The organism is Bartonella sp. WD16.2 (genome assembly GCF_002022505.1).
In the GTDB taxonomy this organism is placed as follows: Bacteria; Pseudomonadota; Alphaproteobacteria; order Rhizobiales; family Rhizobiaceae; genus Bartonella.
The window spans coordinates 437,780-453,356 of record NZ_CP019781.1 but is presented as its reverse complement, the minus strand read 5'-3'; the positions used below and the strand labels follow the sequence as shown (position 1 = coordinate 453,356).

16 protein-coding genes are annotated in these 15,577 nt (G+C 36.9%); 9 read left to right on the top strand and 7 right to left on the bottom strand.

Features of this window, described 5'->3' with window-relative positions; translation table 11 throughout:
- Positions 1 to 13: 13 nt before the first annotated feature.
- The 7 genes from gmk to BWD162_RS01630 form a co-directional block, all read right to left on the bottom strand.
- Positions 14 to 679: a guanylate kinase gene (gmk, locus tag BWD162_RS01660; RefSeq protein ID WP_078705169.1), complete on the bottom strand. Its 666-nt coding sequence runs from the start codon at positions 677 to 679 to the stop codon at positions 14 to 16.
- Between the two features lie 76 nt (positions 680 to 755).
- Positions 756 to 1,865, bottom strand: a complete 1,110-nt coding sequence (mltG, locus tag BWD162_RS01655; protein ID WP_078705168.1) for an endolytic transglycosylase MltG — start codon at positions 1,863 to 1,865, stop codon at positions 756 to 758.
- 110 nt (positions 1,866 to 1,975) lie between these two features.
- Positions 1,976 to 3,238 (bottom strand): beta-ketoacyl-ACP synthase II, encoded by a 1,263-nt coding sequence (gene fabF, locus BWD162_RS01650; RefSeq protein WP_078705167.1) that lies wholly within the window; start codon positions 3,236 to 3,238, stop codon positions 1,976 to 1,978.
- Positions 3,239 to 3,354: 116 nt separating this feature from the next.
- Positions 3,355 to 3,591, bottom strand: a complete 237-nt coding sequence (locus BWD162_RS01645) for an acyl carrier protein (protein WP_078705166.1) — start codon at positions 3,589 to 3,591, stop codon at positions 3,355 to 3,357.
- A 260-nt stretch (positions 3,592 to 3,851) separates the two neighbouring features.
- On the bottom strand, positions 3,852 to 4,589 hold the full coding sequence (gene fabG, locus BWD162_RS01640; protein ID WP_078705165.1) for a 3-oxoacyl-[acyl-carrier-protein] reductase: 738 nt from the start codon (positions 4,587 to 4,589) through the stop codon (positions 3,852 to 3,854).
- 18 nt (positions 4,590 to 4,607) lie between these two features.
- Complete coding sequence (gene fabD, locus BWD162_RS01635) at positions 4,608 to 5,552, bottom strand: ACP S-malonyltransferase (RefSeq protein ID WP_078705164.1); 945 nt, start codon at positions 5,550 to 5,552, stop codon at positions 4,608 to 4,610.
- A gap of 74 nt (positions 5,553 to 5,626) precedes the next feature.
- A complete protein-coding gene (locus BWD162_RS01630; RefSeq protein WP_078705163.1) occupies positions 5,627 to 6,214 on the bottom strand; it encodes an undecaprenyl-diphosphatase in 588 nt (195 codons plus the stop codon).
- A 357-nt stretch (positions 6,215 to 6,571) separates the two neighbouring features.
- On the opposite strand from BWD162_RS01630, the gene rpsF reads away from it, so the two are divergent.
- The 9 genes from rpsF (at position 6,572) to BWD162_RS01580 (ending at position 15,555) form a co-directional block, all read left to right on the top strand.
- Complete coding sequence (rpsF, locus tag BWD162_RS01620; protein ID WP_078705162.1) at positions 6,572 to 6,979, top strand: 30S ribosomal protein S6; 408 nt, start codon at positions 6,572 to 6,574, stop codon at positions 6,977 to 6,979.
- On the top strand, positions 6,979 to 7,227 hold the full coding sequence (gene rpsR / locus BWD162_RS01615; RefSeq protein WP_007477487.1) for a 30S ribosomal protein S18: 249 nt from the start codon (positions 6,979 to 6,981) through the stop codon (positions 7,225 to 7,227). The genes rpsF and rpsR overlap by 1 nt, the downstream gene beginning before the upstream one ends.
- Before the next feature lie 128 nt (positions 7,228 to 7,355).
- The gene (locus tag BWD162_RS01610; RefSeq protein ID WP_078705161.1) at positions 7,356 to 8,336 is read left to right on the top strand and encodes a hypothetical protein; all 981 of its coding nucleotides are present in this window, start codon (positions 7,356 to 7,358) and stop codon (positions 8,334 to 8,336) included.
- Between the two features lie 26 nt (positions 8,337 to 8,362).
- The gene (gene rplI / locus BWD162_RS01605) at positions 8,363 to 8,935 is read left to right on the top strand and encodes a 50S ribosomal protein L9 (RefSeq protein ID WP_078705160.1); all 573 of its coding nucleotides are present in this window, start codon (positions 8,363 to 8,365) and stop codon (positions 8,933 to 8,935) included.
- Between the two features lie 676 nt (positions 8,936 to 9,611).
- Positions 9,612 to 11,114: a replicative DNA helicase gene (locus BWD162_RS01600; RefSeq protein ID WP_078705159.1), complete on the top strand. Its 1,503-nt coding sequence runs from the start codon at positions 9,612 to 9,614 to the stop codon at positions 11,112 to 11,114.
- 6 nt (positions 11,115 to 11,120) lie between these two features.
- A complete protein-coding gene (gene radA / locus BWD162_RS01595) occupies positions 11,121 to 12,497 on the top strand; it encodes a DNA repair protein RadA (RefSeq protein WP_078705158.1) in 1,377 nt (458 codons plus the stop codon).
- A 152-nt stretch (positions 12,498 to 12,649) separates the two neighbouring features.
- Positions 12,650 to 13,192 carry a CvpA family protein gene (locus BWD162_RS01590; RefSeq protein ID WP_078705157.1) on the top strand — a complete coding sequence of 181 codons (543 nt, stop codon included), beginning with the start codon at positions 12,650 to 12,652 and terminating at the stop codon, positions 13,190 to 13,192.
- Positions 13,193 to 13,309: 117 nt separating this feature from the next.
- Positions 13,310 to 14,803, top strand: a complete 1,494-nt coding sequence (gene purF / locus BWD162_RS01585) for an amidophosphoribosyltransferase (RefSeq protein ID WP_078705156.1) — start codon at positions 13,310 to 13,312, stop codon at positions 14,801 to 14,803.
- Positions 14,804 to 14,805: 2 nt separating this feature from the next.
- Positions 14,806 to 15,555 carry an SDR family NAD(P)-dependent oxidoreductase gene (locus tag BWD162_RS01580; RefSeq protein ID WP_078705155.1) on the top strand — a complete coding sequence of 250 codons (750 nt, stop codon included), beginning with the start codon at positions 14,806 to 14,808 and terminating at the stop codon, positions 15,553 to 15,555.
- Positions 15,556 to 15,577: the final 22 nt, after the last annotated feature.

Genomic DNA, 15,577 nt, shown 5'->3' with positions numbered 1-15,577 from the left:
AATAATAAGTGCTTCAATTAATCTTTTCAGTAATAAGTGTATTAACGAAAGACTCAAGAAAGCTGCAACGCTCACGTTTCACTGTTTCTCCTAGATAAATTGATTTAATAAGCAATAAAGACTGATTTAAATCTTCGTTAATCACAACATAATCGTAAGAACGCCATTGTTGTATCTCTGTTCGTGCATTATTCAACCGTAAATCAATGATACTCTGACTATCTTCTGCTCGACGATGTAAACGGGAAACCAGCTCTCTCATTGATGGGGGAAGGATAAAAACAGATACAGTATCCCCCGGCATTTTTCGTTGAAGCTGTTCGGTCCCTTGATAATCAATATCAAATAACATATCTTGGCCATTTATTAGTGCATTTTCAATGTTTTTACGTAAAGTTCCATAATAATTTCCATGAACTTCAGCCCATTCTATAAATTCATCTTTATCACGCTTATGTTCAAATTCTTCCTTTGAAATAAAATGATAATGGAGACCATCTACTTCACTGGAACGTCTTTGTCGTGTTGTCACGCTTATAGATAGTTTTAATTGTTCATCTTTCAGCATTAACCGAGAAAGGGTTGATTTACCAGCACCTGAAGGCGAAGAAAGAATAAATAGAAAACCACGACGTCTATTTGTTGTTTGAGCGCTTAATTTACTATCTAGTAACGCCATCATGTCACTCTTTTTAAAGTTTTTTCTAAAACCGTATATTAAAATTTAAGTCATGAATTTTCAGATCTAAAAAGATCTAACGTATTCTCTCTAATGCACGCCACTTACGGACATTTATATAATGTTCATTTAAAGTTCTAGAAAAAATATGCCCGCCCGAACCATCAGCTACAAAATAGAGTGCATCACTTTTTGGTGCATGTGCTACTGCTTTTAAAGAATCACGACTTGGATTCGCAATAGCTGTTGGCGGTAATCCATTAATTTTATAAGTATTATATGGGGTTTCCTTTTCAAGATCCGAGCGATAAATCGGGCGACCTGAAGGCTTACCTTTTCCACCAAAAATACCATAAATTACTGTTGGGTCCGATTGAAGGCGCATACCTTTAGAAAGGCGGTTATAAAATACCGCAGCAATTTGAGGTCTTTCTGATGCAATCCCCGTTTCTTTTTCAACAATTGATGCCAATATAACAAATTCCTCAACGGTCTTGATTGGTAAATTGGGTGAACGAGATTCCCATATTGAATTAATTAATTTTGTTTGCTCTTCACGCAATCTCTTTATAATCTCTGCACGTGTTGTACCACGAATGAAATGAACAGTATCAGTCATCAAACTCCCTTCTGGAGGTAAAACCTCAGGAAGATCACCAATCAAAATTTCATTAGCAGCTAACCGGTCAAAAACCTGTTGAACCGTTAAACCTTCTGGTACTGTAAATGTATGTTCAATAGACTTTCCCTTCACAAGAATATCCATGATATCTTTCATCGAAGCATGAACTGGAATTAAATATTCACCTGCTTTAAGACGTGTCGTACTCTGATGATAACCAACCCCATAAACAAAGACATCAGACGATCGAATGAGACCACGTTGCTCAAGCAATGATGCAATTTCACGAATTCCTGTTCCAGGACGGATCAAAATAATTTCTTCTTTCTCACCCGTTCCCTTTCCTTCAAATATATTTTTTCCAATATAAAGAGGGATGCTGATAGCCAAAATAATAATCACTATCAACATTAGAAAAAAATTACCGAGAATGACAAATGGACTATAAGAAATAGACGACCTCTTCCGTTTTTTACACGGTAACACATCATTGTCATTTAGCAAATGATTCAATAAAGAATCATTTACATTCTGTGGTGGTATTTCATTTTTCGCATCGGACATGATTTTATCAAATTTGATAACTTTTAAATATTATGGCTATCATTTCTCAGCCTAAACTCATTATAAATGAAAAAAGCTTAAGAAGCGATAATAATAAATAAAAATGTTTACTACTCTCCAAAGCGTCGCATCACCAAAGATGCATTTGTTCCCCCAAAACCAAATGAATTAGAAAGAATTGTATCAATTTTTCGTTCACGTGGTTTATGTGGTACAAGATCAATTTTTGTTTCAATAGATGGATTATCAAGATTAAGGGTAGCTGGTGCTATATTATCTCGTATTGCTAAAATACAAAAAATAGCCTCAGCTGCACCAGCCGCACCAAGCAAATGTCCAATAGACGATTTTGTTGACGACATTGATACCTGCGATGCATAGTTACCTAAAACACGTTCAACAGCTGCTAATTCTATAACATCGGCCATTGTTGATGTACCATGAGCATTAATATAATCAATATCGCATACATTCACTTGTGCACGTTTAAGAGCAGCTACCATACTACGTTGAGCACCCTCACCACTTTCTGAAGGAGCTGTAATATGATAAGCATCGCCAGACAAACCATAACCAACAACCTCAGCATAAATGCGAGCACCTCGTTTTTTTGCATGCTCAAGCTCTTCTAAAACGACAACCGCAGCCCCCTCTCCCATAACAAAACCATCACGATCAGCATCATAAGGACGTGATGCGCGTTCAGGATCATCATTACGCCCAGTAGAAAGGGCTTTACAAGCAGCAAAACCAGCAAGAGATATCCGATTGATTGGGGACTCAGCACCACCTGCCGCCATTACATCCGCATCACCTAGTGCAATCAAACGAGCTGCATCACCAATCGCATGCGCACCCGTTGAACAAGCTGTTACAACCGAATGATTAGGACCACGTAAACCATATTTAATAGAAACATAACCAGATGCAAGATTAATCAAACGTCCTGGAATAAAAAAGGGAGAAACCCTCCTTGGCCCTTTATCACGAAGTGTATAACCAGCTTCAACAATGCCTTCAATACCGCCAACACCAGAACCAATCATCACTCCTGTACAAATTTGGTCTTCATCATTTTTGGGACACCACTCAGCATCTGCAAGTGCTTGATCAGCAGCAGCTACTGCATAAGTAATAAATGCATCCACTTTGCGCTGTTCCCTAGGCTCCATATGCAAATCAGCATTATATGTACCGTTTGTTCCATCCCCCAAAGGAATACGTGCAGCAATTTGACACGGTAAATCAGCTACATCAAACTCAGTAATACGTCGAACACCACTTTTCCCTTCAAGAAGCCGCTTCCAGCTATATTCGACATTACCAGCTAATGGAGATACTAATCCCAAACCAGTAACAACAACCCGTCTCATATTTTTAACCTTGAATCAATCCTTCACCCCCCTTAAAGCCATATGTTTAAATTCAAATGACTTTAAGTAAAGAATAAAGGCAAAAGCATTCTACCATTCTTGCTCTTTACATAAAATTATACAGAAGCTTTATCAATAAATTTTACAGCATCACCAACTGTAAAAATTGTTTCGGCAGCATCATCTGGAATCTCTACACCGAACTCCTCTTCAAAAGCCATAACGAGTTCAACCGTATCAAGGCTATCAGCTCCTAGATCATTAATAAAACTTGCATTCTCTACAACTTTATCTGCGTCAACTCCAAGATGCTCTATGATAATCTTCTTAACGCGCTCTTCCGTATTACTCATGTTGCAATCCTCAATTTTGTATTGTTTCTCTGTTTGGTTAGCGATATAAATTCACCTAATCAAGCAATAGATGCATTGTTTCAAAATTTTAACGATGATTTTTAGAACATTCTGTGGATATCCCTTAAAAATGAACTAATTTCGCATCGTCGATATAAGATTGAGCAATCACCCCGTCAAAGAAATAAATGCATCGCTTTACTTCACTCGTTATTATCTAAAATAATAAAACTTATAAATCAATGTAGAAAAATAAACACTCAGATCATTGCCATACCACCATTAACATGGATCGTTTGACCTGTAATATATGCTGCTTCATCACTCGCTAAATAAATAGCTGCAGAAGCTATATCCTTACCTATTCCCATACGCTTCATGGGAATTGCAGCCATAATTGTCTCTTTCTGCTTTTCATTAAGTTTATCAGTCATTGCAGATTTAATAAATCCTGGAGCAATACAATTAACAGTTATATTTCGTGATGCAATTTCCTGTGCCAACGATTTAGAAAAACCTATCATACCAGCTTTTGCAGCACAATAATTTGTTTGCCCAGGATTACCAACAACACCAACAATAGATGTTATATTAATAATACGTCCGTAGCGACGCCGCATCATAGTATGTATCAATTCACGCGTTAGAGTAAAAGTAGCTGTCAAATTGACAGCTAATACATCATCCCAATATTGGTCTTGCATACGCACAAAAAGACCATCTTGAATAATGCCAGCATTATTAACAAGAATGTCGACACCACCCATTTCTTTTTCTACTGTCTCAGCCAATCGCTTAATACTTTCACGCTTAAAAAAATTAGCAGGAAAGACAAAAACATTCTGATCGAGATCCGCAGCGATTGCCTTGAGCTTTTCCTCACGTGTTCCATGAAGCCCAACAATTGCTCCTTGCGCATGAAAAAAACGCGCAATTGCCTCACCAATATCTCCTGATGCCCCTGTTACGAGAGCTTTACGACCTGTTAATTTAAACATCTTTCAAACTTCCTAAAATTAAACACCTAGTACCTGTAATGCATCCTCAATTTCCTCAGCCGTACCAATTGTTATCCCCTTAATGTCTTTATTAATACGTCGAGCTAAACCTGTTAACACTTTTCCAGAACCAACTTCAAAAAGTGTATCAACTCCATTGGACCCAAACCACTCAACCGTTTCACGCCACCGCACTCGCCCAGTTACTTGTTCAACAAGCAGCATAAAAATGCGCTCTGGATCACTCTCTGGTGCAACAGAAATATTTGCAACAACCGGAACAATAGGTGCTACTTTGTCAACAGCTAAAAGCGCATTTTTCATTACATCGGCAGCAGGTTGCATTAAAACTGAATGAAATGGCGCTGAAACTGGTAGGAGAAGTGCACGCTTAGCGCCTTTTTCTAAAGCAGTTTTCATTGCCGCTTCAACTGCTTTTGCTTCACCTGAAATAACAATTTGCCCACCACCATTATCATTAGCGATCTGACATAGACCTTCTCCTAAAACAGTGCTGCAAATTTCTTCAACATCTTGTTCATTCAAGCCGATAAGTGCTGCCATTAAACCTTCACCAATAGCGACAGCTTTTTGCATAGCATTTCCACGAATTCGTAAAAGCCTTGCTGTATCAGCCAAACTCAATGTACGAACCGAACAAAGTGCTGAATATTCCCCTAAAGAATGCCCTGCAACAAATTTTACTTTTGATTCTATATCTAACCCAAACTTTTCCATTACACGAACAATTGCTAGTGATACAGCCATCAAAGCTGGTTGAGCATTTGTTGTTAACGCAAGAACATCTGCTGGTCCCTCAAATATAATATGTGATAATTTTTCACCCAAAGCGTCATCAACTTCTTCAAAGACCATACGCGCTTCAACAAATTGCTCTGCAAGCACTTTGCCCATGCCAACAATTTGGCTTCCCTGGCCTGGAAAAGTAAACGCTGCTACCATTAGTTTAACTCCTCAATTGAGCATCAATATTTTTTATTGCTCCAACACATAAGCATAAATAAAAACAAAGCAACCTATTTAGAACAGATATTTGTCTTAAAATTATATTTTAAGGGTGGAATTTGATATAGAAACTCAGGAAAATATGGTACAATCAATCGAATAACACCCCAGCTTATTAGACTTCCCAAAACTGCACCACCTAAAACATCAAAAGGATAGTGCACACCAGTAAAAATACGTCCCCAACAGATCAAAAATAAAAGTATTAATGCAAACTTAGAGATAAGTTTGTACTGATAGAAATAAAGGCAAGTAGTGTAAGATGCAATAACTAAAGCATGATGGCTAGGAAAAGAAGCTGTCGCTCGATGTTCAATCAGTGAATGTGTTAAACCCGCAACAAATGGACGTGGACGAAAATAAATGAGAGAAATAAGATAGCTAAAAAAAAGAGCAGCACAAATGCTAACACAAATACTTAGCGCTACACGTCGTTCCATATATCCGCTGCAAAACCACAACACACAAAGATGTATAGGGATAATATAAATTAAAAACTTTGCACAAATAATACCAATCCAAACTAAAGCCATCCCTATTTGATAGTTGCCAGAAAGTATTTCAAAAAGCGCTACATCAATCTGATTTAAAAAATTCATTCTTATCTCTTTTTATTCCTATAGCCCGCAAGATGTTATTTTATATATTTAAAAGCAATAGATATATAAAAACATATCAAAACTTAATTAAGTTACATTTTTTGTAATCATCAACTTGCTATTTTTTGAGATAAGCTGTAAATATCAGCTATTCATTATCAGCGTTTTGGCTGGAGGTTGAACGGAGGACTGGAAAATACCAGTAGGAAATGCAATAATTCCGACCTCCCGTATCTCCACTCTCGAGTGTCTCGAATTATAAGTGCGTCCTTTCTTCTTTTTGGGTTCCCTAAAAAGACAAGTCGCAGAGGCTTTGCGCCAAAACTGGTGAAGTTTAACTGAAGAAAGGCAAAATTAATGGCTCTTTATGAACATGTGTTTCTTGCTCGACAGGGTATCACACCACAGCAAATTGATGAACTTTTAAAAATTTATAAAAATGTTATTGAAGCGCACGGAGGAACAATCGGGCGTATTGAAAATTGGGGCCTTTGCGCTCTTGCTTACCGTATCCGAAAAAACCGCAAAGCTCATTATGTATTGCTTAATATTGATGCTCCAGCTACAGCAATTGCTGAAATTGAACGCCAAATGCGCATTAATGAAGACGTTTTGCGTTATATGACAATCCGCGTAGAAAAGCATGAAAAAGGACAGTCTGCCATGCTTTCACGATCTAATCATGAAGACTCCCTTAACAAAAATGAGGAGCGGTCTCGCCCTACGCACCACCAACATGAAGACACAACGGAAGGAATGGAATAATGATTGAAATTAATCAAACCCCTGTACGTCGTCCTTTTCATCGTCGTCGTAAAACGTGCCCGTTTTCAGGTGCAAATGCTCCAAAGATTGATTACAAAGATATTAAGCTGTTACAGCGTTATATTTCAGAACGTGGCAAAATCGTTCCTTCACGTATTACAGCCGTCAGCCAGAAAAAACAGCGCGAATTAGCTAATGCTATTAAACGTGCCCGTTTTCTTGGGTTGCTTCCATATGTTGTTAAATAGACTATTACATATACAAATTGGAATCAGAATATTTTTTAATTATAATTATTTATATATAAATACATAAACGTATAAAATACCCAAAGTTGGGACATTGCCCCTAACTGCAAAAGGCAGGACAGCGATAAATGAAACATTTTCATTTTTACAAAATAATGATTGGTATTTTAGCGGGACTATTTACTGCTGTTATAGGAATGGCAATCATTAGTGTTGCTAAGATAGTGCCTTATCTTTCTCTCCTTCTTGGTTGCTTTATTTCACTTCCAATTTTTATTGTAGCTTTCGGTTTTGGAACATTATCCAGCCTTATCGCTTTAATAAGTGTCACTTTTATCTTCACCATAGCTAACAATATTTATATTGGTTTTGGCTTTATGTTGGTGTTCTTTCTCCCTGCTGTCTATACCTCTTGGCTCCTTGGGCTTGCACGACCAGCGCAAGGAGAAAATGCACTTATATGGTACCCATTATCATCGGTTATTTTCCTTTTAACCAATTTTATTGCTCTTACATTAACCCTTATCGGAATCTATGTGCAAATGCACCCAATAACTCCTATTCTTGCACAAGAAATTAATGCAAATATAGTGCAAGTTATGCGTCAATCGCAATCTATAAATGAAGCTGATATTCTTGCCTTTAGCAAACTGTTAACGACACACGCAGCCACTTTAACAGCTATTGTACTCACTAGTTACAGTTTGATTTTTCTCATTAGTAATCTTTATTTTTCAATAATAACAGCACGACATATGAAGTGGCTGACAAGACCTCGTGATGATTGGAGACAAACTTTTCGTCTCCCACTTTCTGGACTCATTATTTTTATCATTTCTTGCATAGCATCAATGCTTGAACTCGGTCCTATTCTTAATTTAGGTACACGCGTTTTTACTACTGCATATACTGTTATCATATCAATCAGTGGCTTAGCGTATCTCCATCATATTACAAAAGGGGTGAGCGGACGAGTAATTATATTATCACTCGTTTATATAGCCGCTTTGACTGTTGTTTTCTCTCCACCTATTGCTTTCATGACCATGTTGATGGGGATTTGGGCAACTATTCAATACAGCTTCCAATCATACAACAAACTTCATTGAAGTTATTTATTCGAAAGGAATAAACTATGGATATTATTTTACTTGAACGCATTCCTCATCTTGGTCAAATAGGTGATATTGTTTCAGTTAAAAATGGCTATGCACGTAACTTTTTGTTGCCTCAAGGTAAAGCTTTACGAGCTAATGAAGCTAATAAAAAATATTTTGAAACACAACGTGTACAGCTTGAAGCCCGTAATCTTGAGCGAAAAAGTGAAGCTCAAAAAGTGGCTGAAAAACTTGATGGTCAATCGTTTATTATTGTCCGTTCTGCTGGTGAAACAGGTCAACTTTATGGTTCTGTATCAACACGTGATATTTCAGAAATTATAACAGAAAAAAGCTTTTCTGTTGGACGCAATCAAATTGAGCTTAATCATCCAATAAAAACAATCGGTCTTCATATCATCAGAATTAGTCTACATCCTGAAGTTCAAATTTCTGTAACAATTAATATTGCACGTTCGACTAATGAAGCACAACGTCAAGCAGAAGGTGAAAATCTCACCTCAATCGAAGCAATATATGATATTCAAGAACAGCCATTAGCAGAAGAAATTGATAACAATGATGAAAAGAGCGTGAATGGAAAAGCTTAATCAACTTTTTTCCTACTTGGTCGATTTTTTATTCTTAGTTCTTTACTATTTAACATATTGATATCTTACAAAAAATATCCTGTCTAAAAGCAGGATATTTTACAATGATATCATAATATTATATTCCAACTAAAATATATTGAGGAGAAAATAATTATATCCCCCCACTTTATCTGAAGCTATTCTTATTAAGGAAATTATAGAGAAAAGTAAGCTTATTATCATTGATAATAATTTTGAGACTATACTAAAAATATTTAAAACATAGTTCCATACTTTTTAAACATTCTGGGAGAAAGAAAAATTTCTGTAGAGTATCCGTTTGTATTTTATATAACACCTTTTTATAATCTCTGAAAATGCTCTTTTTCTCTGATAAAAATGCGTTTTTTCAAATTCAAATAATTTGTATACAAATTGCAATCTTTCTTACCCATATTATATAAAAAATAGTTTCTGATATTTTGCCTGAAATAATTGCAATTATAAACCATAAAATACAAAAAATATAAACTGCAATATTATAAGCAATTGATTTGTTAAAAAAAGTATCATTAAAAATTAAAAATATGGCTTTAATTAAAAGTAGAAATTTGCAATTCTGTTCTTTTAATGTACAGCATTCAATCGCCTTGTCTAAGATGACTAAACTTAAAATCTTAGTGGAAAAAACTTAATGGAAGAAACAAGTATCCTTAATTTCAACCCTTTGCATAAAGAAGAGACTTCTTCTTTCCGGCAACTACCACATAATATTGAAGCTGAACAAGCACTCCTTGGTGCTATTCTCATTAACAATGATGCACTTGATTGTGTGTCAGATTTTTTAAAACCAGAACATTTTTTTGAAATATTGCACCAAAAAATTTTTGATATTTTATCACAAATCATTAAAAAAGGAAAACTCGCAAATCCTGTCACCATTAAACCTTTTATTCCAGCTGAAGAAAAAATTGGAGATATTACTGTATTCAATTATGTTATTCGTTTAGCCAAAGAAGCAGTTACCATCATTAATGCTGAAGATTATGGACGAGTAATTTATGATCTTTTTATCCGACGATCCTTAATTGATATTGGCAATCAAGTTGTAAATACAGCTTTTGACGCTCCCGTTGAGCTTACACCAACCCAACAAATTGAGATTGTCGAACGTAATTTATTTCAATTGGCAGAAACAGGGAAATATGGTGGTGGATTTGAAAGTTTTAATGATGCTATCCAAAAAGCTATTGATATGGCATCCGCTGCCAAAAAACGGTCCTCGCATCTATCGGGTATAGCTACCCATCTAAAAAAACTTGATGAAAAAATGGGAGGATTGCAACCTTCTGATTTGATTATCCTAGCTGGGCGACCCGGTATGGGTAAAACTTCTCTTGCAACTAATATAGCCTTTAATATTGCCGACGCTTATAATCATGATGCTAAAATGAATAATTCATCACAAGAAAATGAGGGAGGCATCGTTGGATTCTTCTCACTTGAAATGTCATCAGAACAACTTGCAACGCGTATTATTTCTGAACAAACAGAAATATCTTCTTCTGAAATTCGGCGTGGTAATATTTCAGAAGAACAATTTGAAAAACTAGTGAATGCAACGCGTCGCCTCCAAAAAGCGCCACTTTACATTGACCAAACTGGGGGTATATCGCTTACTCAATTGTCTGCACGTGCACGTCGCCTGAAGAGACAACACGGTTTGGACGTATTGATTATTGATTATATACAGTTAATGACAAGCAATTCAAAACGTTCATCTGAAAATCGCGTTCAAGAAATTACAGAAATCACTACAGGACTCAAAGCCTTAGCTAAAGAGCTTAATGTTCCTATTATCGCCCTTTCACAACTTTCACGCCAAGTTGAAAACCGAACTGATAAACGCCCACAATTATCAGATTTACGTGAATCTGGCTCGATTGAACAAGATGCGGATGTTGTTCTTTTTGTGTATCGTGAAGAATATTATCTCAAAAATGAAGAACCTAAAGAAGGAACTCCTGAATATGTAAAATGGCAAGCTGAAATGGAAAAAGTTTTCGGAATAGCTGATATTCTTATAGCAAAACAACGACACGGACCAACAGGAACAGCTCATCTTGCTTTTCAGTCAGAATTTACACGCTTTAGCGACCTGGCAGAAAGTGATTATCTTCCAGAACAACGTAATTAAACTATTATGGCACGCAATCGTACTCAATTTATCTGTCAAAATTGTAATACTGTCTACTCACGCTGGGCTGGTAAATGTGATTCTTGTGGAGAATGGAACTCTCTTATTGAAGAAGGTACGAACAGTGGCATTGGCAGCGGCCCAACGCAAAATATTCGTCAAGGACGTATCATAACATTAACTTCTCTTTCTGGAGATCTTGAAGATGCTCCACGTATTCATTCTGGCATTTCTGAACTTGATCGTGTAACCGGTGGTGGCTTTGTTCGCGGATCAGCATTACTTGTTGGTGGTGATCCAGGTATTGGTAAATCAACATTGCTTACACAAACGGCAGCCGCATTATCGCGAAAGGGATATAATGTTATTTACGTCTCAGGTGAAGAAGCTGCTGCACAAATCCGTTTACGTGCACACCGACTTGGTGCAGATGATACAACAGTTAAACTCGCAGCAGAAACTAATGTTGAAGATATTTTAACAACTTTAAATGCGCATAAAAAACTTGATTTAGTCATTATTGATTCAATTCAAACTCTATGGTCAGATGCAGCCGATTCAGCCCCCGGAAGTGTAACACAAGTACGCGTTAGTGCCCAAGCAATCATACGCTTTGCTAAAAAAACAGGGGCAGCCGTCGTTCTCGTTGGACATGTTACAAAAGATGGGCAAATTGCTGGCCCTCGTGTTGTTGAACACATGGTTGATGGTGTTCTCTATTTTGAAGGAGAGAACAGTCATCGTTATCGTATTCTTAGAACTGTAAAAAATCGCTTCGGACCAACCGATGAAATTGGTGTTTTTGAAATGTCTGACAAAGGTTTAAAAGAAGTCACCAATCCATCCGAACTATTTTTAGGTGAACGTAATGAAAAAGCTCCAGGAGCTGCTGTCTTTGCAGGAATGGAAGGAACACGCCCTATATTAGTAGAAATTCAAGCTCTTGTTGCCCCCTCTTCACTTGGTACACCACGGCGTGCTGTTTTAGGATGGGATGGGAATCGTCTTTCAATGATCCTTGCTGTATTAGAAGCTCACTGCGGCGTTCGTTTTGGACAACATGATGTCTACCTTAATGTTGCAGGTGGTTACAAAATATCAGAACCAGCAGCTGACTTAACCGTCGCAGCAGCTTTGGTATCCTCTCTTGTAAACATTCCTCTTCCAACCCATTATGTATATTTTGGTGAAGTTAGCCTTTCAGGAACAATTCGTGCTGTTACTCATTCAGAACAACGTGTCAAAGAAGCTCAAAAACTCGGCTTTCAAGGTTCTGCTCAGCCTGTAACAATAACCAAAATGATAAAATCCGCAACCTTTCAACAAAAAACATTTTCTGACCTTTCTGAATTTGTTGCCACTATTGTTGCAAGTAAAAAATGACTGTCATACAAATAATAAATAGAATTAACTCTATAAAATACAAAAGGACCTTGCTATAAAATAGAAACTGGCATAACAGGAAACGTTTTACATACTTCTATACTGATTAAAATAGAACGTAATTTTTATAACCTATACTAAGGAGAAAACAAATGAGTTTAACAGTTCTTGATGGCATTGTCATTGCAATCATCCTGTTTTCTTCTTTTCTAGCCATGCTCCGAGGTTTTTCCCGCGAAGTTTTATCATTGCTTTCTTGGGTAATTTCAGCCGTTATCACACTGTTTTTATTTAAGCCTGTATTGCCTTTTGTTGAACAATATCTCTCTAATGAAACAGTCGCATTAATAGCTACATTGATTACGATTTTTATTATTGCTTTAATTATTATTTCTATCATTACAATGAAAATCTCTGACTTTATCATTGATAGTCGAATCGGTAAACTTGACCGCACCATTGGTTTTATCTTTGGAGCATTTCGCGGTTTATTAATCACAGTTATTGGCATTTTACTTATTAATGCGCTTATTAAACCCGAACAACAATCTGATTGGCTGAAAGATGCAAAAACAAAGCCTATGTTGGATTCATTAAGCCAACAAATTTGGGAATTGTTGCCTAAAAATCCCGATTATGCCCTCGAAAAACTGGAGAAGCTCTTTAACAAAGATGACTTGTCCGCCAGATTTTGAAAATACTAACCAAAACATATCTCTGCAGAATGAATTATAGTTTTTATTTGAGAACTGGTCTTAAATAATGTGTAGTATGTGTAATATTAATCATTTAACATCATTACTGAAAGTAATATGATGACGAAAATTAATATTCCTTATCAAGAACCCTTATTTGATGATGATACCCTTCATGAAGAATGTGGAGTATTTGGTATCCTTGGACACAAAGATGCAGCAACACTAACAGCTCTTGGCCTCCATGCACTACAACACCGTGGGCAAGAAGCTGCTGGAATTGTTTCTTATCACAACAAAATGTTTCATCAAGAAAAACACCTAGGCCTTGTTGGAGATCACTACACAAACCCTGCAACACTTGCCCGTTTGCCTGGAGATCGTGCTATTGGACATACTCGTTATTCAACAACGGGAGAAATAGCGTTACGCAATGTACAACCTCTATTTGCTGAATTAAAAGTCGGAGGTATTGCTATTGCACATAATGGTAATTTAACAAATGGTCTTACATTACGCCATGAATTAATTGCCTCTGGTGCTATATGTCAATCAACTTCAGATTCGGAAGTCTTTCTCCACCTTATTGCCCGCTCACGTCATGAGTCATCATCCGATCGTTTTGTTGATGCCATTCGCCAAGTGGAAGGTGGATATGCCATGTTAGCGCTAACACGTACCAAACTTATTGCTGCACGTGACCCAATAGGTATTCGGCCACTTGTTCTAGGTGAACTTGACGGTAAACCAATCTTTTGTTCAGAGACCTGTGCACTTGATATCATTGGAGCAAAATACATTCGTGATGTCAAAAATGGTGAAATCATCATATGTGAAATACAAGATAATGGTGAAATTACTACAAAAATTATTAAACCAGAAATAGAAAAACCAGAAAAACTTTGCCTTTTTGAATATGTCTATTTCGCTCGACCCGATTCAATCGTTGGAGGGCGTAGTGTTTATGCAGTTCGTAAAAATATGGGTATCCAATTGGCTCAAGAAGCACCGTGTGAGGGTGATGTTGTTGTCCCCGTCCCTGATGGGGGAACACCTGCTGCAATTGGCTATGCACAAAAAATTGGTATTCCTTTTGAACTTGGCATTATTCGCAACCATTATGTGGGCCGCACCTTTATTGAACCAACTCAACAAATTCGTGCTTTTGGCGTGAAATTAAAACATTCTGCCAACCGCTCTATTATTGAAGGAAAACGTGTCATTTTAGTAGATGATTCTATTGTGCGTGGAACAACATCTACTAAAATCGTACGAATGCTTCGCGACGCAGGAGCAAAAGAAGTTCATATGCGCATTTCCAGTCCAATGATTTTTTATCCCGATTTTTATGGAATCGATACACCTAAAATTGAAGATCTTTTAGCTAATAAATACCCAGATTTAAAATCTATGTGTAATTTCATTGGAGCTGATTCATTAGAATTTCTATCAACTGATGGTCTTTATCTCGCTATTATAGGAGAAAAACGAAATAACTCTGCTCCTCAATTTACTGATCATTATTTTACTGGCCACTATCCCACACATCTTACCGATCAAAAAAGTATTCCAAAAGTTCATAAATTATCTGTCCTGAAAACAAGAAATTAATAATGAAGAAATCTGATTTTAATCTTTCTGGACGTGTTGCACTGGTTACAGGTGCTTCCAGAGGAATTGGATATCATTTGGCATTAGAGCTAGCAGCACGGGGGGCTCATATTATAGCCCTTGCACGAACAATTAGTGATTTAACCATGCTTGATACCCAAATCCAAGAAAAAGGTTCCTCCACAACGCTTGTACCACTTGATTTACATAATACACAAGTCATTGATACTCTAAATATTTCAATTGCTGAACACTGGAAAAAACTTGATATTATGGTTGTAAATGCAGGAATTCTTGGAGTTCTTTCACCAATAGCCCGCATTGAAAATAAAGTATTTGAAGAAGTGTTTCAAGTGAATCTCATCAATCAATGGCGTTTAATGAAAGCAGTTGAACCTTTATTACGCAAATCTGACGCTGGACGTGCTATTTTTTTATCATCAAGTGTTGCTCACTGTGTACGCGCTCTCTGGGGACCTTATGCAGCCTCTAAAGCTGCTTTAGAAATTATTGCTCGTTGCTGGGCAGAAGAACTTAAAGAAACACCAATCAAAGTTAATTGCGTTAACCCAGGTGCAACACGCACTGCAATGCGAGCAAAAGCCATGCCTAATGAAGATCCTCAGACCTTACCCTCTCCCCAAGAGGTTGCTGCCAAAATAGTACATTTATCTTCACCTTATTTAAAAGAAACAGGTAGGCTTTTTGATGTCCGTAAAAATCAATTCATAAACTATCATACACCTCATTGATAACAGTTTATATATCGAACTA

Excerpts from the sequence above, each read along its gene's own strand:
- BWD162_RS01645 (WP_078705166.1), bottom strand. The coding sequence starts at position 3,591 with ATGAGTAATACGGAAGAGCGCGTTAAGAAGATTATCATAGAGCATCTT.
- rplI (WP_078705160.1), top strand. The coding sequence starts at position 8,363 with ATGGATATTATTTTACTTGAACGCATTCCTCATCTTGGTCAAATAGGT.
- BWD162_RS01590 (WP_078705157.1), top strand. The coding sequence starts at position 12,650 with ATGAGTTTAACAGTTCTTGATGGCATTGTCATTGCAATCATCCTGTTT.
- mltG (WP_078705168.1), bottom strand. The coding sequence starts at position 1,865 with ATGTCCGATGCGAAAAATGAAATACCACCACAGAATGTAAATGATTCT.
- fabG (WP_078705165.1), bottom strand. The coding sequence starts at position 4,589 with ATGTTTAAATTAACAGGTCGTAAAGCTCTCGTAACAGGGGCATCAGGA.
- BWD162_RS01630 (WP_078705163.1), bottom strand. The coding sequence starts at position 6,214 with ATGAATTTTTTAAATCAGATTGATGTAGCGCTTTTTGAAATACTTTCT.
- fabD (WP_078705164.1), bottom strand. The coding sequence starts at position 5,552 with ATGGTAGCAGCGTTTACTTTTCCAGGCCAGGGAAGCCAAATTGTTGGC.
- BWD162_RS01610 (WP_078705161.1), top strand. The coding sequence starts at position 7,356 with ATGAAACATTTTCATTTTTACAAAATAATGATTGGTATTTTAGCGGGA.
- gmk (WP_078705169.1), bottom strand. The coding sequence starts at position 679 with ATGGCGTTACTAGATAGTAAATTAAGCGCTCAAACAACAAATAGACGT.
- BWD162_RS01600 (WP_078705159.1), top strand. The coding sequence starts at position 9,612 with ATGGAAGAAACAAGTATCCTTAATTTCAACCCTTTGCATAAAGAAGAG.
- rpsR (WP_007477487.1), top strand. The coding sequence starts at position 6,979 with ATGATTGAAATTAATCAAACCCCTGTACGTCGTCCTTTTCATCGTCGT.
- fabF (WP_078705167.1), bottom strand. The coding sequence starts at position 3,238 with ATGAGACGGGTTGTTGTTACTGGTTTGGGATTAGTATCTCCATTAGCT.
- BWD162_RS01580 (WP_078705155.1), top strand. The coding sequence starts at position 14,806 with ATGAAGAAATCTGATTTTAATCTTTCTGGACGTGTTGCACTGGTTACA.
- radA (WP_078705158.1), top strand. The coding sequence starts at position 11,121 with ATGGCACGCAATCGTACTCAATTTATCTGTCAAAATTGTAATACTGTC.
- purF (WP_078705156.1), top strand. The coding sequence starts at position 13,310 with ATGATGACGAAAATTAATATTCCTTATCAAGAACCCTTATTTGATGAT.
- rpsF (WP_078705162.1), top strand. The coding sequence starts at position 6,572 with ATGGCTCTTTATGAACATGTGTTTCTTGCTCGACAGGGTATCACACCA.